18 protein-coding genes are annotated in these 19,311 nt (G+C 52.0%); 8 read left to right on the top strand and 10 right to left on the bottom strand.

The genetic code is table 11. The features are described from left to right. Window positions 1-73: 73 nt before the first annotated feature. Window positions 74-1,057, bottom strand: coding sequence for a phytanoyl-CoA dioxygenase family protein (locus AWR27_RS05630; protein WP_077130285.1), 984 nt, complete (start codon window positions 1,055-1,057; stop codon window positions 74-76). Window positions 1,058-1,197: 140 nt separating this feature from the next. Between AWR27_RS05630 and surE the strand changes: the two genes are divergently transcribed. Both surE and AWR27_RS05620 read left to right on the top strand, forming a co-directional pair. Beyond that, a complete protein-coding gene (gene surE, locus AWR27_RS05625) occupies window positions 1,198-1,974 on the top strand; it encodes a 5'/3'-nucleotidase SurE (protein WP_077130284.1) in 777 nt (258 codons plus the stop codon). A 114-nt stretch (window positions 1,975-2,088) separates the two neighbouring features. Next, window positions 2,089-3,636: a GH3 family acyl-acid amido synthetase gene (locus AWR27_RS05620; RefSeq protein ID WP_077130283.1), complete on the top strand. Its 1,548-nt coding sequence runs from the start codon at window positions 2,089-2,091 to the stop codon at window positions 3,634-3,636. A gap of 68 nt (window positions 3,637-3,704) precedes the next feature. Here AWR27_RS05620 and AWR27_RS05615 read toward each other — a convergent pair whose 3' ends face one another. Both AWR27_RS05615 and AWR27_RS05610 read right to left on the bottom strand, forming a co-directional pair. Continuing rightward, window positions 3,705-4,343, bottom strand: coding sequence for a LysE family translocator (locus AWR27_RS05615; RefSeq protein WP_077130282.1), 639 nt, complete (start codon window positions 4,341-4,343; stop codon window positions 3,705-3,707). 11 nt (window positions 4,344-4,354) lie between these two features. After that, complete coding sequence (locus AWR27_RS05610; RefSeq protein WP_077130281.1) at window positions 4,355-4,903, bottom strand: NUDIX domain-containing protein; 549 nt, start codon at window positions 4,901-4,903, stop codon at window positions 4,355-4,357. Window positions 4,904-4,983: 80 nt separating this feature from the next. Between AWR27_RS05610 and AWR27_RS05605 the strand changes: the two genes are divergently transcribed. Next, entirely contained in the window at window positions 4,984-6,009 is a 1,026-nt protein-coding gene (locus AWR27_RS05605) for a cation diffusion facilitator family transporter (protein WP_077130280.1), read from the top strand. Here AWR27_RS05605 and AWR27_RS05600 read toward each other — a convergent pair. The 7 genes from AWR27_RS05600 to AWR27_RS05570 form a co-directional block, all read right to left on the bottom strand. Further along, window positions 5,993-6,586 (bottom strand): hypothetical protein, encoded by a 594-nt coding sequence (locus AWR27_RS05600; protein ID WP_077130279.1) that lies wholly within the window; start codon window positions 6,584-6,586, stop codon window positions 5,993-5,995. The genes AWR27_RS05605 and AWR27_RS05600 overlap by 17 nt on opposite strands. A gap of 12 nt (window positions 6,587-6,598) precedes the next feature. Beyond that, window positions 6,599-6,808, bottom strand: a complete 210-nt coding sequence (locus AWR27_RS05595; protein WP_077130278.1) for a hypothetical protein — start codon at window positions 6,806-6,808, stop codon at window positions 6,599-6,601. 266 nt (window positions 6,809-7,074) lie between these two features. Beyond that, the gene (locus AWR27_RS05590; RefSeq protein ID WP_232325984.1) at window positions 7,075-7,743 is read right to left on the bottom strand and encodes a Uma2 family endonuclease; all 669 of its coding nucleotides are present in this window, start codon (window positions 7,741-7,743) and stop codon (window positions 7,075-7,077) included. Window positions 7,744-7,772: 29 nt separating this feature from the next. Beyond that, window positions 7,773-9,071: a beta-barrel domain-containing protein gene (locus AWR27_RS05585; protein WP_077130277.1), complete on the bottom strand. Its 1,299-nt coding sequence runs from the start codon at window positions 9,069-9,071 to the stop codon at window positions 7,773-7,775. A 43-nt stretch (window positions 9,072-9,114) separates the two neighbouring features. Continuing rightward, window positions 9,115-11,589, bottom strand: a complete 2,475-nt coding sequence (locus tag AWR27_RS05580) for a peptidase domain-containing ABC transporter (RefSeq protein WP_077130276.1) — start codon at window positions 11,587-11,589, stop codon at window positions 9,115-9,117. 77 nt (window positions 11,590-11,666) lie between these two features. Continuing rightward, window positions 11,667-13,127, bottom strand: coding sequence for a thioredoxin family protein (locus AWR27_RS05575; protein ID WP_077130275.1), 1,461 nt, complete (start codon window positions 13,125-13,127; stop codon window positions 11,667-11,669). Window positions 13,128-13,509: 382 nt separating this feature from the next. Then, window positions 13,510-15,144: a vitamin K epoxide reductase family protein gene (locus AWR27_RS05570; RefSeq protein WP_077130274.1), complete on the bottom strand. Its 1,635-nt coding sequence runs from the start codon at window positions 15,142-15,144 to the stop codon at window positions 13,510-13,512. 275 nt (window positions 15,145-15,419) lie between these two features. On the opposite strand from AWR27_RS05570, the gene AWR27_RS05565 reads away from it, so the two are divergent. The 5 genes from AWR27_RS05565 (at window position 15,420) to yhhC (ending at window position 19,309) form a co-directional block, all read left to right on the top strand. Then, on the top strand, window positions 15,420-15,788 hold the full coding sequence (locus AWR27_RS05565; protein WP_077130273.1) for a helix-turn-helix domain-containing protein: 369 nt from the start codon (window positions 15,420-15,422) through the stop codon (window positions 15,786-15,788). A 241-nt stretch (window positions 15,789-16,029) separates the two neighbouring features. Next, the gene (locus AWR27_RS25210) at window positions 16,030-16,206 is read left to right on the top strand and encodes a hypothetical protein (protein ID WP_157579152.1); all 177 of its coding nucleotides are present in this window, start codon (window positions 16,030-16,032) and stop codon (window positions 16,204-16,206) included. An 11-nt stretch (window positions 16,207-16,217) separates the two neighbouring features. Continuing rightward, the gene (locus AWR27_RS05560) at window positions 16,218-17,387 is read left to right on the top strand and encodes an FxsB family cyclophane-forming radical SAM/SPASM peptide maturase (protein WP_077130272.1); all 1,170 of its coding nucleotides are present in this window, start codon (window positions 16,218-16,220) and stop codon (window positions 17,385-17,387) included. Further along, window positions 17,356-18,681 carry an aKG-HExxH-type peptide beta-hydroxylase gene (locus tag AWR27_RS05555; protein ID WP_077130271.1) on the top strand — a complete coding sequence of 442 codons (1,326 nt, stop codon included), beginning with the start codon at window positions 17,356-17,358 and terminating at the stop codon, window positions 18,679-18,681. Before AWR27_RS05560 ends, AWR27_RS05555 begins: the two co-directional genes overlap by 32 nt. Continuing rightward, window positions 18,665-19,309, top strand: a complete 645-nt coding sequence (gene yhhC / locus AWR27_RS05550; RefSeq protein ID WP_077130270.1) for a cyclophane-containing peptide 2OG-Fe(II) oxygenase YhhC — start codon at window positions 18,665-18,667, stop codon at window positions 19,307-19,309. Before AWR27_RS05555 ends, yhhC begins: the two co-directional genes overlap by 17 nt. Window positions 19,310-19,311 lie beyond the last annotated feature (2 nt).

Below are 19,311 nucleotides of genomic sequence, written 5' to 3'. Positions count from 1 at the left end.
GCATAATGAAAAATGCAGAAGCGGCTTATCGCTGCGCCAGCCCATTTTTCATTATGCACTTTTCATTTTTAACTTATCCCTCCCACCGGTCAATTCCCAGCAGTTTGCGGCCAAGCGGGCTGAGTTCGGCGGTTTTTTCGCGGTTGCGTTCCCAGTTGCGGGGGTCGCCGGGGAATGCGTAGCCTTCGGGGGCGATGCGGTCGCGCCAGGAGGTAATGCGCCACTGCCGCAGGGATTCATTATCTTCTTCGGCAGGCATCATTGAAATATACTGAGCTATACGGACTTTATCGTTGGATAAATTAGGGCGGATACCGTGCGGCTGGGTGCTGTTGAAAATCAGCAGGTCGCCCGTTTCCATCTTCACTTTGGTAAACTCGAAACCGGTGGTATCGGGTTTGAAGCGGTCGCGGTTGGCGGGTTGCGTGAGCTTCCAGGTGTCATACGTTCGGTAGAGTTCGGGAATGCACTGAAACCCGCCCATGTTTTCATCGGTTTGGTCGGCCAGAGCCAGTACGCCCTGTACGTTTTGCGGGCGGGTTTCCGGGTCATAATCCCAGTGAATAAACCCGTTGAACTCATGGCCGGGCCGCATCGGAAAATTCAGGTTGGCGCGGTCGATTGTGACCCAGAGTTTTTCGGTACCCCATATATCGACGAAAGCGTCGTACACGCGTTGCGTCTGTCGGTTATCCCACTCATATTGATGATTGTAAAGTTCGACCATGCCGCTGTTTGTCAGTTCTTTCATTTTCATTTCGGCGCGGGGTGGCGCGTACCAGGTATCGGAATTGCCGGGGTCTTTTTCTTCAAACTCCCACAGAAAATTGGCGAGCCGTTCGGCCTGTTGGCGGGGAACAGCTTGTTTGACAACAATATAGCCGTTGTGTTTCCAGAATTGCCAGTCATCTTCCGACAGCACGCGCAGGGGTTTGCCAGAAGAGCGGTCGTTCAGCGATTGTTTGCTGCTGGTAGCCGTTGAGGGGTTGCCAGGAATGTCTTTGTGGGCATTATTCGGCACCATTGAGGGCGTCATGGTCGGGGTCATTGTTTCCATGCCAGTAAGATGTTTATTAGGTAGTATTGAAACAATAGAAGCCGACTAACCTACCCATCGGTTACGGCCAAACTTTCGGTCTCAGTTCGGGCGTATTTGCGTATTTTTGCGGCACAGATACGCCCAACAAAATCACGTGCATGGCCGATAAGAAGCCCCTGATTCTGATTTCTAACGACGACGGCATTACCGCACACGGTATCCGCACGCTGGTCGAACTAATGAAACAACTTGGTAATGTAGTGGTTGTGGCTCCCAATAGCCCACAGTCGGGCATGGGACACGCTATTACCATTGCCAACCCCATACGCCTGTATCCGTCCGACATTTTTGGTGATGTACCCGCTTACGAGTGTTCGGGCACTCCTGCCGACTGTGTAAAATTAGCCAAGCACCACGTTTTGAAAGATCGCGCTCCTGATTTGGTAGTGAGTGGCATCAATCACGGCGGCAACTCCTCCATCAGCATTCTGTATTCAGGCACCATGTCGGCGGCTATCGAAGCGGCTATCGAAGGTATTCCGGCCATTGGTTTCTCGCTCGGTGATTTTACCCGCCAGCCAGATTTTTCGCATACGCACGAACACATTCTGACGATTGCCCGCAGTGTGCTGGAGCGGGGTGTGCAGCCTGGCACTGCCCTGAACGTCAACTTTCCGGGCCGCACCGCCGAACCGTTGAAAGGCATCCGCATCTGTCGGCAGGCCAATGCCAAATGGCAGGAAGTATTTGACGAACGGCGCGACCCGCATGGTCGGCGGTACTTCTGGTTGGCAGGCGATTTCGTAAATTTCGACGCGCACGCCGAAGATACCGACGAATACGCGCTCTCACAAAATTATACCTCAGTTGTGCCGTGTCAGTACGACCTAACCTCGTATAGCATGATGAACGAATTGAGAAACTGGAACCTGTAAACGATGAGTTTTTAGTGATGAACGATGAACGATGAGTGATGAATGTTGTGCGTCAGCCCACTTATCACTCATCGTTTATCACTCATCACTAAAAAACGCTCATCACTATGAAACATGACACTTCTCGGCAGCATGTTGAAGAATGGCATTCGCCTGACGAATGCCGTTCAACTACGCAAACAAAATGCTTACAAGCAACAGCGCAAAGCATTTCGCAAACTCATCGGCAAAGCCCGCTACACGGATTTTGGCAAAACCTACCACTTCGACGAACTCCTTGGCGCGGCTGAGTTTGGCACTGACCGCGAATTCTACGAAAAATTCAAGCAGCACGTTCCAATCCACGACTACAACAGGATGTTCGATGGCTGGTGGAAACGTGCGCTTGGCGGTGAACGCGACGTGACATGGCCGGGCCGGGTTAAGTATTTCGCGCTCAGTTCAGGAACGTCGGAAGCCGCTTCCAAATATATTCCGGTCACGAAGGCCATGCAAAAAGCCATTCAACGAACCGGCGTCCGGCAAATTCTTACCCTGGGTCGGTATCAGAACCTGCCTTCTACGCTCTATGAAAAAGGCTACCTCATGCTGGGCGGCAGCACTGATCTGAACGTTCGGGAAGGGCATTATGAAGGCGACCTGAGCGGCATTACGGCCAGCAAAATTCCGTTCTGGTTCGAGCGGTTTTATAAGCCCGGCAAAGAAATTGCACAGGAGCGAGACTGGGCATTGAAGCTTGACGAAATTACCGAGCAGGCTGCCGATTGGGACATTGGCTACGTGGTGGGCGTGCCAGCCTGGATTCAGTTGCTGATGGAAAAAATCATTGCCCGTTATCAGGTTAAAACCATTCACGACATCTGGCCGAACCTGATGGTTTTCTGCCACGGGGGTGTATCGTTCGAACCATATCGGGCTGGTTTCGAGAAGCTTCTGGCTCACCCCATCACCTATATCGAAACGTATCTGGCCTCCGAGGGTTTCATTGCCTACCAGACTCATCCCAACGCCGAAGGCATGGAACTGGTGCTGAACAACGGGCTGTTTTTTGAATTTATCCCGTTTACGGAGCAGAATTTTTCGTCGGATGGCGACTTGGTTGCCAATCCCGAAACGCTGATGATTGACGAGGTGGAAGAAGGCAAAGAATACGCACTGCTGCTATCGACCTGCTCGGGCGCGTGGCGGTATCTAATCGGCGACACAATTAAGTTCGTGAACAAACGCCGGGCCGAAATCGTGATTACGGGCCGCACCAAGCATTTCCTGAGCCTGTGTGGTGAACACCTCTCGGTCGACAATATGAACAAAGCCATCGAGATGGTTTCTGATGAGTTGGGCATTTCAGTACGCGAGTTCACGGTGGCAGGCGTAACGCACGATACGCTGTTCGCGCACAACTGGTACATAGGCACCGACGATGCCGTAGACCCCGCCGACCTCCGCAATCGCATCGACCAGAAACTGAAAGAACTTAACGACGATTACGCCGTTGAACGCCGACACGCGTTGAAAGAAATCACGGTAAACGTATTACCCGCAGCTACCTTTTACCGATGGATGGAATCGAAAGGAAAGCTGGGCGGTCAGCACAAATTTCCGCGCGTCTTGAAAAAAGGATTGATTAATGAATGGGAAGCGTTCCTTTCAGTGAACAGTTAACAACCAACAGTCAACAGTGTTTGTGTACCGGCCACTGTTGACTGTTGGTTGTTAACTGTTCACTGAAATTACCAATTCATCATCTGTGTGATCGGTTGATACAAGCGCGTATAGGCAATCTGGGCGGCTACGGCCAGAAAAACGAAGCCTGTTGTGCGGTTGAACAGGGTAACAACGCGGGGCGTAAAAAGCCGTTTGAGTCGGTTAGCATAGTACGCCAATGCCGATTCGGTCACGAAAACGCCGATCAGCGCGGCTATCATGAAGCCGTATTGTTGCCCCGGCGCGTAGTGCAGATGCGACCGGATGTAGGCCACAATCGTTACCCACGAGATGAAGTTGACCGGGTTCAGCGCGTTCAGGAAAAAGCCGGTGGAGAAATAATACACAAAGTTACCGAAGCGGGTTTGCGGATAAGCCAGCCGGGGCGTTCCGCTCAAAATATTGACTAAGCCCATTGCCGTCAGGAACAGTACGCCTACTACGGCCATCAGGTGTTCAAAACCCTGCACTTTCGGAATAAACGACGTGCCGAGCAGAGCCGCCAGCACAAAGAGTGCATCGCCCACGATAACGCCGAAAATAATTTTCAGCCCAGAGCGAAATCCATTATCCACACTATTCTGAATCAGCGCAAAAAAGACGGTTCCGAACGTCAGGCACAGGGCCGTACCAAGCAGAAAACCATAAAGTATGGGTAGAAACACAGTGATGACGTTTAGAGGCCCCGCAATCTTGCAACCATCAATAAGCCACTGACGCTGAGTGCATCGGTGATGCGGCTGGTCATTGCCATCTCAACAGCTTCAGATAAGGGCAGCTTCCAGATTTTAAGATCTTCAGTTTCTTCGGGTTCGTGGTTGCCCTGCACCAAATCTTCGGCTATGTACAAAAACCCTTCTTCATCAGTAGCCGAATTAGACGTGTGGATGCGGGCTATTTTGGTCCACGTTTTGGCTTCGAGGCCGGTTTCTTCGCGCAGTTCGCGCCGGGCCGAGTCGAGCGGGTCGGTGCCGATGGGGCAGCCACCTTCGGGTATTTCCCACGAGTATTCGTTGAGCGGATATCGGTATTGTCCAACCAAATAGGTGTTACCGTCGGCATCGATAGGTACAATACCAATAGCTTTATTTTTGAAACTAACCACGCCATAAATACCGGGCGTACCGGCGGGGGTAAGCACTTCTTCGTGCCGGATAGCTAACCACGGATTATCATATTTGACCGACGAGTTGAGCGTCTGCCAGGGATTTTCGGTTTCGTTCATGCGGGCAAAAATACAGACTATCCGGCAAGGAATCGTTATCTTTGTCAAACACATCAACAGCAACGCTACCATCTTTACGAATGCTCACACAACGCATTAAATACCGCTGGATGGGCATTTCGTTGGGCTTGAGCGTAGTACTGTTACTCATCAAGTTTACAGCCTATTTCCTTACCGGCTCGGCGGCCATTCTGACCGACGCCATCGAATCCATCGTTAACGTCATTGCCAGCGGGTTCGCTTTTTACAGCATTTACTTAGCCGGACAACCGCGCGACCAAAACCATCCCTACGGCCACGGAAAGGTTGAATTTCTGTCGTCGGGTTTCGAGGGAGCTATGATTTTGTCGGCGGGCATTGTCATTCTGTGGCAGTCTATTCTAAGCTTTTTTGAACCTCACGAACTCACCAACCTCGACTGGGGCGTGGTGCTGATTGGCCTGACCGCTGCGGCCAACGCTTTCGTAGGCTGGCGGCTGATTCGTATCGGCCAGAAAACCGATTCACTCGCCCTTACCGCCGACGGCCACCACCTGCTGCTCGACACCTTCAGCAGCGGTATCGTTATGGCGGGCATTGGTATTGTGGCCCTGACCGGCCAACGCTGGATCGACTCGGTTCTGTCGCTGGGCCTTTCGCTGGTGATTATTTACAACGGTATTCGGCTGGTTCGGCAATCGGTAGCCCGGCTCATGGACGAAACCGACGCCCCTACGCTCGACCGGGTGGTGTCGCTGCTGAACGTGCATAAAGACCGCAACTGGATCGATGTTCACAACCTCCGTATTCAGAAATACGGGGCCGATCTGCACATCGACTGCCACCTGACCCTACCCTATTACTGGGAACTGACGCAGGTACACGACGAGGTCCATCATTTTGAAGATACACTGAAAGAAGGATTCAGCAACGAAGTCGAAATATTCGTGCATACCGACCCCTGCATGAAAGAATGCTGCCACTACTGCCGCGTAGCCGACTGCCCAGTGCGGGCCTTCGCTTTCGTCCGCGACGTAGACTGGACTGCCGGGAATCTGCCCCTCAACCAAAAGCACTTTGTGCCGCTGACGCCCACCCCTTCCGACTCGCTCAAAAGCGGTGACTGATACCCGCGCCTGCCATCATACTCGTCGCACCGGCTCCGTTCAGCTCAACAACGCGCAGTCGAAAATCGGCACCCCAGCGCGGGGTAAACAGCCATTCGTACTCAGCCGCAGCGTGCAGACCTGAATTAAGAGCCAACCGTTGCTGGCGGTCGATGGCAATACCCTGCAAACCCGTCGGCGAAAATAAGGCCCGCGCTGCCCGGTATGTATCGTCGCGCTGCGCCCAGACCGATACCCCCGCACCTAACCGCAGCGCATGGCGCGGCTGCGGCAGCAGGTCGTATAGCAGCGTAAGGTCGGCGGTGTACCGTTCACGACGGTCAGGGCCAGGATCGACATCATTGAATAATTCGTTTGCCCGTATGAGGTGCATATACCCTCCTTCGGCGGCAATTACGAAACGGTCCTGTTTAAGGTGTAGAGCCAGCCGCCCTACATAGCGCGGCCCAACAGCATCAGGAGCTTCTAAAGATGTTAGATCGACGCCCAGCCGAACCGATGCTTTCCTGATTGGCGTTTGGGCAGCCAATGAACTCGACAGCAGCAAACCGCCGAGTAAAAAAAGATAACGATGCATAACGTTGGAAGTTCAATACCTCTCAATTGTAAGTGAGCCGGTTGTGCCGGGTGTGGGCGTTACAATCAACTCAGTTGGGTCTTTGCCGTAATAATCACCGCTAAAAATTTTGTTGGTATACGTACCAGCCATCAGCGTATCGCGCCGAACAGGATACCGCTTTTGGTCAGCCGCAAGTTGGTCAACGGCCAGCGCAACAGGCCTGCTGATCGTTCCACTCACACTCAACGTTAGGCTTACTGCGTCAGTTTTACGGGTCGGAGCCAGGCTTCGTGTTGGTTGAGAAAGATCGTTGATTAGCACTCGCTGAAAAGGTTGATCGGTCAAAACCACTTCACGGCAACTACTTGACATTAAGCCAAACATTATCAAAACCAATAAAAGACGGATGAAGCGCATTTGTTCGATAGGTGTAAACGTGAGCTAACGGCTGCTTTTAACGACAAACTTGCCGTGGCAAACCAGCGCACAAAAATCGAAAGAAAAGTTTACTTAACCAAGAGCGTCCGTAACGCCAGCATATTGGCGGCAGCGTCGAAGATGGCCCGAACCGGAATAGCGAAGTCAACAATAGCGTGGCTGGTAATGGTATCTTTAATGCCAAAGGTTCCGTCCAGTGCATACTCTTCAGTATCGGCGTCGATGCCGTATTGCTCAATGGTTCGGCGGAGCGGGTCAATGATCCAGTATTCGGCGACACCATGCGCTGCATAGTCGGCAAACTTGGTTTCTCGGTCGTTTTTCTCGGTACCCTTCGAGAGCACTTCGGCGATAAAATCGGGTGCCGGATAGTACAATTGCTCGTCGGTAATATGGGCAGCTTTTGAGGGTCCGAAGAAACACACGTCGGGTTCGTAGCTGTTGCGCGTCAGTTCAATCAACGCTTTTTCGGCCCGCACCATGCCTAACTGACGGTCATCCACATAAATGCTCAACAGTCGCGCTAATAAAAGCATGGCTGCGTTGTGCCGGTCGAGGGCGGGTGAATGCACTACGATTTCACCGTTGATGAACTCAGCTTTTTTGTCTTCGTCGAGCCATTCATAAAAGGTTTGCCGTTTCCGCTGTTCGTCGTGCAAAATGGCCTGTGCCCGTTGTAAAATAAGCGGAGCCTGTGGCGTATCTAAAATTTGAAACAGCAGTTCTGACATAGCCATGGTTGTATTGTACCAAAGATACAGAATTCTCAGCGTCCGTTGGTCAGCTTCCGAAGTTGATAAAACAGTTTTTCCAGCAGTCGGCTGTCGGTCGTAACAATATCTGCCGACGCGCTCATGCCCGTGCGATACGTCAGCGACTGATTATACGTAGTTCGCAGCCCTGCCGGTAATACCACTTTTGCCAGAAAGACGCTGTCGTGCAGCGACACATTGGCGACTGAGGCAATCTGTCCCCGCACGGCTCCGTATTCCTGATACGGATAGCCCGCAAACTTAATCAGCACGTCTTGCCCGACCCGCACCTTACCGGCGTTGGTTTGTGGCACGCGCAACTCGCCAAAGTAATCGGTGCTGGGTGGGGCCACGTAAAACAATTCCTGATTGAGCGAAACGGTCTGGTTCTCCTGCAACAAACCGGGCCAATAAACCTGCCCATTTACCGGAGCCAACAGCACATATTTCTGTTTCCAGGCTTCGACCGCACTTTGCAGCGTGTTCAGAGCCTGCAAAAACTGATCGCGTTCCTCGGCCACCTGCCGGTCGAGTTCCAGCATTTCTTTCTGTTTGGCCCGTTGGGCTGTCAGATTATTAATCAGGGCCGAGGCCGTTTGCTGATACGGTAGCTGGCGGGCAATGGCTTTGCTTTCTTCCCGTTTCAGTTCGAGGGGTGCAATCACCTTTTGCTCGGCTAAGTGCCGTTGTACGGTGTATTCTTCATTGGCTAAGGTTCGGTCGCGGGCTTGTAGCTGCTGCTGTTCGCGCAGGTTGTCGGCCAGTGTTTGCAGGTCAAGAATTTCCTGCCGGAGCATGGCTTTTTTCTGACTGGCAAAACCGTTGGCTAAGTACGCCCGCAACCGAATCCGTGCCTGCTCGAAAGTTTGATAAGCCGGTTGCAGTTCGCCCAACTGACTATAATTCGACAGATGTAGTGTTTCCAACGCTTCGAGTTTCTCCCGGCTTGCCAGCAGCCACGCCCGCGCCAATTGCCGCGACAGGCGCAACACATCCTCATGCCGGGCCGTGCTTTCCAAATACGCCAACGGTGCACCAGCCACCACAACCTGCCCCTCCCGCACCAACAGCCGAACAAGTTTGCCCCCCGAACGAGCCAATACCGCTTTGGGTGCGTTGGCCGACGTAAGCCGAAACGACGCCCGCACCAGATCGGGGTAGTGAATCAGCCACGAACCGGTCAGTACCAGCCCCAGCACCGCCAGCACGACCGTAATGCCCCACTGTAACAGCCAGGCCGGGGGCCGGGTCAGAATCTCTTCGACCTCTTCCGATCTCAACCAGGATTGACCAGAATTAACAAGATTTGCCATGATTGGATTGTTATGAGAAATCAGCGTTATCCGACAAATCAGTTCACACCCCTAATTCCAGTTGATTACGCACCAGTTGCCAATATTGACCGCGTTGGGCTATTAATTCGGCGTGTGTGCCGATTTCGGCAACCCGACCCCGATGCAGGACCACAATCTGATCGGCCCCGCAAACGGTACTGAGCCGGTGAGCAACAATCACGACGGTACGCCTGTTTCCCGAATTGCCTGCGAAAAACTCGGTCAGATTGTGCATAATAACGGCTTCGTTGGTGGTGTCTAACGCGTTGGTGGCTTCGTCGAAAAACAGGTATTGCGGGTCTTTGTAAACGGCCCGCGCAATCAGAATCCGTTGCCGCTGCCCCTGACTAATGCCGTTGCCCTCCGTCCCGATTTTGGTATTCAGGCCCGACGGCAGTGACTCGATAAACTCGCGCAGGTTGGCAACGCGCACGGCTTCATCGAGCCGCCAGACGTCGATGCGTTCAACGCCCACGGCGATATTGCGGGCAATGGTGTCGGAGAAAATAAACCCGTCCTGCATTACCACGCCACACTGCTGCCGCCAGCCGCTGTGGCTCAGGTTGTGTAACCCCACCCCCAGCCCCTCCCCGTTAGGGAGGGGAGAAAACCATCCGGGTCGCGCTCCCCTCCCTAACGGGGAGGGGCTAGGGGTGGGGTCTTCACCGAGCCGAATCTCGCCCCGCGTTGGGTTGTAGAAGCGCAACAGCAGTTTGAGGATAGTGGTTTTGCCGCTGCCGCTCATGCCCACAATAGCCGTGGTTTTACCCGCTGGAATATGCAGATCGACCTGATCTAACACCGGCTCATTGCCCGCACCGACGTAGGTGAACGATACGTTTTTCAGGCATATGCTTTTGCTTACGGGCAGTTGATCGAGCCTAAGCGTTTCCGTTGCTTCTTCATCGGCCAGCGTATGGATTTCGTTGAGCCGCTCTAAGCTGATGGTGGCGTCCTGCAACCCCTGCACAAACCCGATGAGTTGTTCGATGGGGCCATTCAACTGCCCCACAATCTGCTGCATCGCCAGCATCGCCCCCAGCGACAACTGCCCGTTAATAACCGCCTGCGCGGCCAGAAAGGTAATGAAGATGTTTTTGCCCTCGTTGATGCTGAACGCCCCGGCCTGTTGGTACTGACTCAGAGCCAGCCCCTTCATTTGCAGCCGAAAGAGCCGCGCCTGCAACCGCTCCCACGCCCAGCGCATGGGTCGCTCGGCTCCGGCCAGCTTGATCTCCTGCATCCCCTGAATCAACTGCACTAAACTGCTCTGATTCTTGGCCGACACATCGAAGCGTTTGTAATCTAATTTACGCCGTTGCCGCAGAAACAGGGCCACCCAGCCCACATACAGCAAACTCGCCACGACGAACACGCCGAAAATGGGCAGGCTGAACATAGCCAGTACCACACTCAGCACCACGAGGTTGAGCAGCGAAAACAGTGTATTGAGCGTTTGGCCGGTTAGAAACTGTTCGATGCGGTGGTGATCGCCGATGCGCTGCATCAGATCACCGAATTGCTTGCTGTCGAAAAACGACACGGGCAATCGCATCAGCTTAATCAGAAAATCAGACAGGATGCTCAGGTTGACGCGGGTGCTGATGTGCAACAATATCCACGAGCGAATAAACTCGACCGATAGCCGCCCGGCCATGAGCATCAACTGCGCCCCCAGCACTAAATAAACAAATGGCAGGTTCTGCGTATTGATGCCCACGTCGACCACCGACTGCGTTAGAAACGGAAACAGCAATTGCAACCCGCTACCTACGGCCAGCCCCAGTGCCAACTGCCCCAGCAAGGCTTTGTACTGCCACAAATAGCCCAGCACCCGCCCAAAGCCGTAAGCCCCCGCTCCCTGTTGGAATTCGTCGTCCTGTTCCTGAAAAGTAGGCGTAGGTTCGAGCAGCAGCGCAACGCCCTCGGCAGCGTGTGGCCCCTGCGCCGACAACCAATACTGGCAAAACTCCCCGGCGGTGTAGGTCAGCAGCCCCCGCGCCGGATCAGCCACGTAGACCGTACCGCGTGGCGCAGTGTCGAGCGAATCCACGCCCGGCGTAATTGCTGCCGACGCGGGCGGAATGATGAGTTGGCCCTCTTCCAGCGTCAGACCGTGCGGAAGCCCGCCAGGCCGAACGGTTGGCTCTATACGCTCCGGCGTTTTGCGCCCGCCCCGGATGCGGCTCATCCAGCTACCCGACGCACCTTTGATGGCGTAGACCACCACGAAATGATTCTGATTCCAATGCACGATGCAGGGCAGCGGGGCCTCGGCAGCTAATTTCGAGAACGGCACTTTTATGCCCACCGTGCGAAAACCAATATTCTCGGCGGCTTCGGCAATACCCAGCAGCGAGACACCCTCTTTGCCAATCTGCGCCCGCTCCCGCAGCGACTGCGCCGTAAACGAGCGGCCATAATGCTTCGCCACCATCCGCAGGCAGGTAGGCCCGCAGTCCATTCGGTCGAGTTGGGTGTAGTGGGGGAAGGGCATGTTTATATACATTGTATGGTAAAAACTCTAATTAAGGACAATATAGATAATGCCCTCCGCACACACGGTGGTCAGCGCTATTTTTGAGAAAGTTCTAAGTCATTTAGTAATTCAACGAAATGCTTTGCATCTCGACCTTGCTCTTTTTCAATTGAAATAGCCTCATTCAGCAATACAGTAGCTTCCTCTTTGTTCCCAAGTTTGTTTAATATTTTAGATGCTGTCTCTAAGTATTTGGCAGTCCTATTATACTGCAACGATTTCTTAGACAATAAAAGCGCAAAGCTTAAATCTTTCGACTCAAATACATGCTCATAAAAAGTTTTAGCTAAGTCATTAAGTTTTGCTGCTATTATATCGGATTCAATATGCTGCATTTTTTCAGCTCGATTCTTGAATGCTCGTGTCTGTTTAGTTGAATCAGCAACAACTGATATATTAGCTAAGAATTGCTTATAGAAGCGAGAGTCCATTAATTTTATGGAGTCGACTTTCAATGAAAGAAGACGGTTAGCTTCTGTTAAAGCCAAGGGTTTATACTTAAAAAACTGCTTAGTTTTCTCATAAAAATATAACCGCTTTTCATTTGAGAGTTGTAGAGAATCTACGCTTCTTTGATTGGACATAGTTTTGTATATTCTCAACTCATAGTTAATGCAATCTCCTAAAAGCGTTTCGTCTTTAGAGGAGATTGCTTTTTCTAAAGTCTGATTAACTATATGAAATTGCTGCATTCTCGCGGCAATACCTATATCACGAAGTGACTTTGAGTCGCTCTTTATCAATAAGGGAACTTGTCGCAACATGAAATTGAATGCTGTGCTTTTAAGAGAGGTCATATTGGAAAGAATAAGTTGTAAGTTCTCTTCAGTGCTCCATTGATCTTGAGGGATTGATTTTAAGTATATATCCAATGCGTTATTATTTGGTTTTTTATTTACACCCGTGCTTGATAGGAATTTGATTAGAAAATAAGTATCCCGCCTACCTGCATCAAACTCTTTTTCCAAATTGGACGATCCTAATGAATCTTTATAAAGCATATACGCCTTCTTTGTTTCTTTAAGAAAGTTTTCTGTATTTGTGTATCCCTCTACCCTGTGAATTATCTTGCCATTCGAAGAAAAATAAAGGGAAGTTGGAAAAGCATCAACTTTAAACTGCTTTACAAATTCAATACCTTCCCCCTTTTCAGCATCAAGTTTAAATGATATAAAATCTCTATTGAGAACAGTACTAACACTGCGGTTGTTGAATACTTGTTTATCCATTAATTTACAGGGACCGCACCAAGTCGTGTAGATATCAATAAAAATAGGTTTATTAAGCCGCTTCGCATCCACCAATAAATTTCTCCATGAGCCTTTGTAAAAATGTACACTTGTTGTACTATCAATCAGTGTATTTTCTCCACCTTTTGCTGCACTGATTATGCAATTAAACCATATAAAAAAATACGTTAAAAACTTTGAGTCAATTTTCATCTTTATGATACGGAGTTGCTGACCGTTCTTAGTAACTACGCTCAAAGCTTTCATATATTTGTCAGTTTTAAGTTCAAGCAAACTTACGATTTCAACTTGCACGAAAATTGTGCAAAGTAGAACTCGTAAGTTTACAGAAGGATGTAGATGCTCACATTGTGCTGGAAAGCATCATTTACTGACTACACACAATCATATGTATAGTAATAACCATCACATTGATCTAGCATCTCACAGGTTATACTAGCCGCTTGTTGCGCTGAAAGTGAGTAACTGCCGCACGAACCGCTATCCTCACTGGGACCACCACCTGAACAAACGCGACAGAGTTCTCCTCCCTTAACGCTCTTCATTTGCTGCTTGGAGAGAACTTGTCCTGCAAAACTTCCAATTACCTTTTTCATTCTTGAAAAATTGTTTTGAGTGAAACATTGATTTATTGCGATTCGGCCAAATCCGTCGTTGGGGCAGTAGCAGGCAGGCAATTAATCAGCCACCGCAGGTCTTTGATATAGTATGCATCGGGCAATTGGTAGCCATCCACATACAGGGTAGGGGTTTGATCAATGTTGGCATGTTCACACCAGATATAATGGTGATCGGCCTGTTCACTAAGCCAGGCGTTAGCGGTCTGATGCGAGTTTGCCTTCAGCCACGCACCGGCGTCTTTCCGCCCATTCTGATACCAGTCTGTCACATGAGTACCAGACGATGTGTTTTGGCTTAACGCCAGCAGGCTTTTCGATACCCTTCGTGCCGGGCTGTCATCCTGCCCACAGGCAAACAGGATATTCAGCTTAACCGAAGCATTCGCAGCCAGCAACCACTCCAACTCCTCGTGCGCTTTCGCACACGGCCCACAAAACGGGTTTGTTACCATTGTAATGGTGTGTTCGGCGTTGGGGTTGCCCAGCACAATGGGATGCAGATCAGGAGGCAAAGGCGGCATTTGGGGCTGTTGCATCAGCAGGGCCTGGAACAGTGCGGGGTCACGCTTCAGGCGTAGCAGTTCATTGTGTTCGCGCTGCGTTTGACGGGCATTGTCGAGTAGTGGTTTTAGCACGAGCCAGCCCAGCGCAGGCAGCGCAAAGGCAATGAACAACAACGCATAAGCCTGCCAGTTACCGGGTGGCGCGGGTTGTTGGCCTATTGCCAACCCGCCTTCTATGAACAGCACCACCTGCACCAGCAAACAAAGCGTACACCACTGCCGTACCACACGGGCCTGATAGTAAATTGAATAGATGGTGTAGGGCAAGGCCAGCAAAGATAACCCCAGCAATAACGGGCGAAGTGCGGGCAGGTAGCCAGTCAGCAGCACCGCTAACAGGCCCCCGGCGAAGTAAACCAACCCCACGTCGGCCCAACTGAGCCAGCCCCAGAGTTTGGCTCCGGGCGAGTTCAACACATCGTCGCAGTTGGTTTTGGCGTTTAGCTGGCAAAGCCGCTCGGTCAGGGCGTTTTTGCCGCCGAGTAGCTTGGTAATTAGTAAGATACTGACAAACAGGCCGGTGGCTTTGGTCAGCAACAGCAACCAGTCGGTAGCGGTAAGCTGCTTCGCTACGCTGAGCATGACAAACAAAAGCACGAGCAACGCGCCCGTAAGCACAGCGGGACCACGCAGGTTATTCAGCCGTTCGCGTTTGCGGTTTTCTACATAATCCGCTTCGCCCGATTGGTCGGTAGCTTCGGCGAGCAACACCACGCCTGACCAGTGTTTTTCAAACTCAGTCAGTGATTGGCTTACTCGCCCGTGTTCGCTGTCAGTGTAACTAATCTGATTGCCGGTCAAAGCCGTTACCAACGCGTATTCTCCACCCTGCTTACGTTGGTGCGCCACAAACGGTAGGGGCAATTCGCGCAGTTGCTCGGTGGTGTTCAGTTGCAGGGCCGCGTTATCGACTTGCCAGTCGGTCAGGCATTCGCTCAGGGCCAGCATACTGGGGTAGTCGGGGTGGCTCTGGAGGGCATTCTGCACCGTTTGCTGCGTTACCCGCACCCGCAAACTCCGAAGCAGGGCATACAGCGTTGCCGTGGGGTTGTCGATAGGTACAGTATATAGCAGTGGCATAACCAGCGGTTTTGTTATGTCAAAGGTGGTGTGTATTGGTCTTAAATTGTTATGCCATATTATGCAATAATATACAGTGATTATTCAATTCGACCGTTCCATAAATTTAATCTTTTCTGTTCGTATGTAGAAACTGCTATTTCGTGTATAGAAAGTCGACGTTTGACCTTATTACAATGAAATGATCGTATTCACAGCAAAATTCTGATTTGGAGATAACATTTACGCCCCACTATATTTAGTCTATCGAATTCTCTATTCTTACTACATAAACTATGCTCCTTCACAAGAACGTTAAACGCTTTCGTCAGGATAAACGGTTTTCACAAGAGAATATAGCCGAAGAGCTGCACATGACACAGGCGAGCTATTCTCGAATTGAAAGCAGCGAGACGCTTTGCACCCGCTACCTGCCTGAGATAGCCAAAGCCCTCAATACCACACCCGAAGACCTGCGTCAGTACCACCGTTACACCAGCGAAGCCGATGTACCCAGCGAAACCCTTGAAGAGCGGCTGGCGCATCAGATGGAACTAAACCGAAATCTCATCGAAGAAAACCGGTTTCTAAAAGCCCAGGTTGAGTATATGCAATCGGTCTGGCATCATCATCATTACAAGGGGGGCAAATTAAGTGAGAAGTAACAATGCTTATTCTTACCGCACCTGTAGCAGCGTAGTAGCCGACACGGGCCGCGCGTCCGGCCAGTTTCATGGTGCAAACTCAACTGCTGAACCGCTTAGTAAGTGTTGCTAAGGGCTTTCGCCCGAACCTTCATCGAATAGGCTGATTATCAACAATTAGTACTAAAATACTATTTCTGTGGGTTAAGGGCAGTCATAGTTTTGTATCGGCGTTTAACTAAACACACGCCCTGCAAAACATATGGAAGAGGAACCCAAACTACCGCCCGTGCCAGCCAAGCTTGCGCTCGACGATGTAGAGAACCTGAGCCACGATGCGCTCAAAACGGCGTTAAAATCGATTATCCGGGAGAAAGGGCCGATTGGCACGGGCGAATTAATGCACCGCAATCACAATTCGCACAGTAACGTGTGGTGAGTGTCCTGTGTATGGAACAGACCCCCTTTCACTCCTACATCGTGAAGGTGGCCAGTAGGTGCAACATCAATTGCACCTACTGTTTCATCTACAATCACGACGATACGCGCTGGCAACGACAGCCGAGGCTGATAAGCAACGAGACAGTAGCGCAGTTGTGCCGACGCATGATCGAACACTGCACCACGTTCGGCAAAACAGACGTGCAGTTTATTCTGCATGGGGGCGAGCCGCTGCTGGGTGGCCTGAAACACCTGCGTCAGATTGTGAGCGTGGTGGAGCAGGCATTCGCCGAAACAGACATTCGCTGCAAACTGGCAATTCAGTCGAACGGCCTGCTGTTTACCGAACAAATCGGCGATTTTCTGCTCGAAAAACAAATCAATCTCGGCATTAGTCTCGATGGTCCGCCGGAGGTAAACGATCAGTTTCGGAAACATTTCAACGGCAAAGGCACCTCGCGCGAGTTGGAAACCCGGCTGCGTTTGCTGGCCGAGCGGCCTTACAACGCCATTTTCAGCGGGTTTCTGGCGGTGATCAATCCCGATACCGACCCTATCGCCACTTACGACTATCTGGCGCAGTTTAACCCATACGGTATGGATTTTCTGCTGCCCTACGACAACTGGGACCGTCGGCCACTGGGTAAAGAAAACGCCGACAGCACCGTGTATGGCGACTGGCTGATCCGGCTGTTCGACTACTGGTTTGAGCTGGACCGCCCGCGCCATATCAAGATGTTTCACAGCTACATGCGCGTGTTGCTGGGCGGCACCTCAACGCTCGAATCGATTGGACTAAGCCCGGTCGACCTGATTGTGATTGAAACCAACGGCGAAATCGAAGCCGTCGATTCGCTCAAAGCAAGTTTCAACGGGGCTACCGAACTCGGCTACTCCATTTTCGAGCATTCGTTCGATGAGGTGCTGGATCACGTCAACGTACAGGCTCGTCAGATCGGTGCCGACGCACTTTGCGACCAATGCCGACGCTGCCCGGTCGTAGACTATTGCGGGGGCGGCTACGTGCCTAACCGGTATTCGGCCCGGAACGGATTCAACAACCCGAGTATTTACTGCCGCGATCTGGAAAAAATGATCCGGCACATGCATCAGCGTCTGAGCAGCCAGCTAAACCACGACTATTCGCATGAAACCGACCTCGCCACGGCCACAATTTGAAGCCCTCGCCCGGCAGGGTGATGCCTATCTGGGGCTGCTCTGGAAAAACCTGCTGCTCAACGAGCCGATGCAGAGCCGCCTGCGCCAATACGCTGGTACTGCCGATCTGCTGGATACTGTGATGACGCTGCCAGTGCATACGGTGGTGGCTCAGGGTACGCCCTTTTTCTGGGAGACCGTTTGCCGGCTCCTTAGCACTGACGATGACCCGCAGTGGGCCGATGATCAACAGTTTTTGCTCCACCTGATCGATTCGTTCTCCGATGTTGTCGACACGCCCTTTTCAGTACAGATTCCGCTCGATACCGCCATAGAAACAGCGGCTACCCACGTAGTGATACTGCCGAAACGCCGGTTGATGAGAAAGCTTACCACCCCGGCTGAACTGCACGGTAGTGCCGGATCGTTGCAGTTGATTGCAGACGGGGCCGATTGCCCGTTTATGCGGGGCACGGTGATGCTGGCGAGTGGCTACGGGAACGTACTGGCCGTACCGGAACTGTTCTACCCGGATATTGCACCTAAAATCAATGAGTCTGCGTTGCATTCGTGCGCCCGGCAGGTGATGGCCGGCCTGACGCTGATCAGGCAATATGACGCAGCCCTGGCCGGGCAAATCCGGGCACTGATCCGCTACTACGTGCCGGTGCATCCGCAGCAGGCCCGACAGCACCATTCGTTCACAACAAGTGCGTATCCGGGCGTTATTTTTCTGTCGGAATCAGATAATGTGCTGCTGTTGGCCGAAACCATCGTTCATGAGTTTGCTCATACCGAACTGGATCGGATTACGGCGTTCTCCCCTATTCACTACGGTACTCCCGACGCCGTTTATTACTCGCCCTGGCGTCCCGACGCTCGTCCGCTCACGGGCCTGTTTCACGCCGTTTACGTCTTTTTCAAGATTTATGAGTGGTTTGAACAAATTGACGCGGCTACGCTGCTACCCAACGAGCGAGCCTACCTGCACCAACGCCGGGAGCAGGTCTATTGGCGATTACGCATCGGGATGGCGCAGGTGCCCGCAACGTTGCTGCACCCAATCTGTCGGGACCTGCTGACTGCCATGCAGCAACGCCTGAACGAGCTGGACCCCGGCGGTCTGTTTAGCCAATCGCTTGCCTTCGCTACGCTGATGGCGCATTTCAGAGCCTGGCAGGCTTCGCATCCGCAGTACGCAGCAACAGCCCAGAAAAACGTAGAATACGCTGGCATCAGGCAAATGCCACCCGAAACCTTACAGTATTCCTCCGAAATCAAGAACAACCTCCCAACCAATGGCTGCTTTATTTAACCTGACTCCACCCGAACGGCTCGATGCGCCGTTTCCACACGTTGCCATTCGGCATTTTTTGTCCGTCGGCACGGCTGACGAACTCCTGAGCTGGTTCGAAACAACGCCCGCCTGGCGACGCCATGTTGAAGATGGCTTCTACGATACGTATGATCTGGACCTGCGCCGGGCCGAACTGCCCGCGTCTCTTACTACGTTAATCAGCACTGATACCACCAATCAGCTACGGCTGTACATGGAAGCGATTTTCGGAACCCGACTAACGGAGCAAACCGACGTAATGGGACACAAATTGCAGGTGGGGCAGGTAATTCGGGTACACAGCGACTATGGCCCCGTTGGGCAAACGCACCGGCTCGTTATTCAGGTAAATCGCCATTGGTCGACGGCGCAGGGTGGTATTCTCATGCTCTTCGACCGCGAAAATCCCGACGAAACAGAAGGCATTAACCGCTATTACCTGCCTGCTAACCAAAGCGCGGTCGGGTTTGAGATTTCGCCCTATTCGCACCACGCCGTCAGCCCGATTATACATGGCGACCGCTACACCCTCGTCTACTCGTTCTACGCCTTAGATGGTTATCGAAAATTCGAGACAGAACCCGCCCTACAAACGGAGGCAGCTTGACC

This window comes from Spirosoma montaniterrae, from assembly GCF_001988955.1.
Taxonomy (GTDB): domain Bacteria; phylum Bacteroidota; class Bacteroidia; order Cytophagales; family Spirosomataceae; genus Spirosoma; species Spirosoma montaniterrae.
This window is presented reverse-complemented; position numbering and strand designations above follow the sequence as displayed.

Excerpts from the sequence above, each read along its gene's own strand:
- AWR27_RS05630 (WP_077130285.1), bottom strand. The coding sequence starts at position 1,057 with ATGGAAACAATGACCCCGACCATGACGCCCTCAATGGTGCCGAATAAT.
- surE (WP_077130284.1), top strand. The coding sequence starts at position 1,198 with ATGGCCGATAAGAAGCCCCTGATTCTGATTTCTAACGACGACGGCATT.
- AWR27_RS05620 (WP_077130283.1), top strand. The coding sequence starts at position 2,089 with ATGACACTTCTCGGCAGCATGTTGAAGAATGGCATTCGCCTGACGAAT.
- AWR27_RS05610 (WP_077130281.1), bottom strand. The coding sequence starts at position 4,903 with ATGAACGAAACCGAAAATCCCTGGCAGACGCTCAACTCGTCGGTCAAA.
- AWR27_RS05605 (WP_077130280.1), top strand. The coding sequence starts at position 4,984 with ATGCTCACACAACGCATTAAATACCGCTGGATGGGCATTTCGTTGGGC.
- AWR27_RS05600 (WP_077130279.1), bottom strand. The coding sequence starts at position 6,586 with ATGCATCGTTATCTTTTTTTACTCGGCGGTTTGCTGCTGTCGAGTTCA.
- AWR27_RS05590 (WP_232325984.1), bottom strand. The coding sequence starts at position 7,743 with ATGGCTATGTCAGAACTGCTGTTTCAAATTTTAGATACGCCACAGGCT.
- AWR27_RS05585 (WP_077130277.1), bottom strand. The coding sequence starts at position 9,071 with ATGGCAAATCTTGTTAATTCTGGTCAATCCTGGTTGAGATCGGAAGAG.
- AWR27_RS05580 (WP_077130276.1), bottom strand. The coding sequence starts at position 11,589 with ATGCCCTTCCCCCACTACACCCAACTCGACCGAATGGACTGCGGGCCT.
- AWR27_RS05575 (WP_077130275.1), bottom strand. The coding sequence starts at position 13,127 with ATGAAAGCTTTGAGCGTAGTTACTAAGAACGGTCAGCAACTCCGTATC.
- AWR27_RS05570 (WP_077130274.1), bottom strand. The coding sequence starts at position 15,144 with ATGCCACTGCTATATACTGTACCTATCGACAACCCCACGGCAACGCTG.
- AWR27_RS05565 (WP_077130273.1), top strand. The coding sequence starts at position 15,420 with ATGCTCCTTCACAAGAACGTTAAACGCTTTCGTCAGGATAAACGGTTT.
- AWR27_RS25210 (WP_157579152.1), top strand. The coding sequence starts at position 16,030 with ATGGAAGAGGAACCCAAACTACCGCCCGTGCCAGCCAAGCTTGCGCTC.
- AWR27_RS05560 (WP_077130272.1), top strand. The coding sequence starts at position 16,218 with ATGGAACAGACCCCCTTTCACTCCTACATCGTGAAGGTGGCCAGTAGG.
- AWR27_RS05555 (WP_077130271.1), top strand. The coding sequence starts at position 17,356 with ATGAAACCGACCTCGCCACGGCCACAATTTGAAGCCCTCGCCCGGCAG.
- yhhC (WP_077130270.1), top strand. The coding sequence starts at position 18,665 with ATGGCTGCTTTATTTAACCTGACTCCACCCGAACGGCTCGATGCGCCG.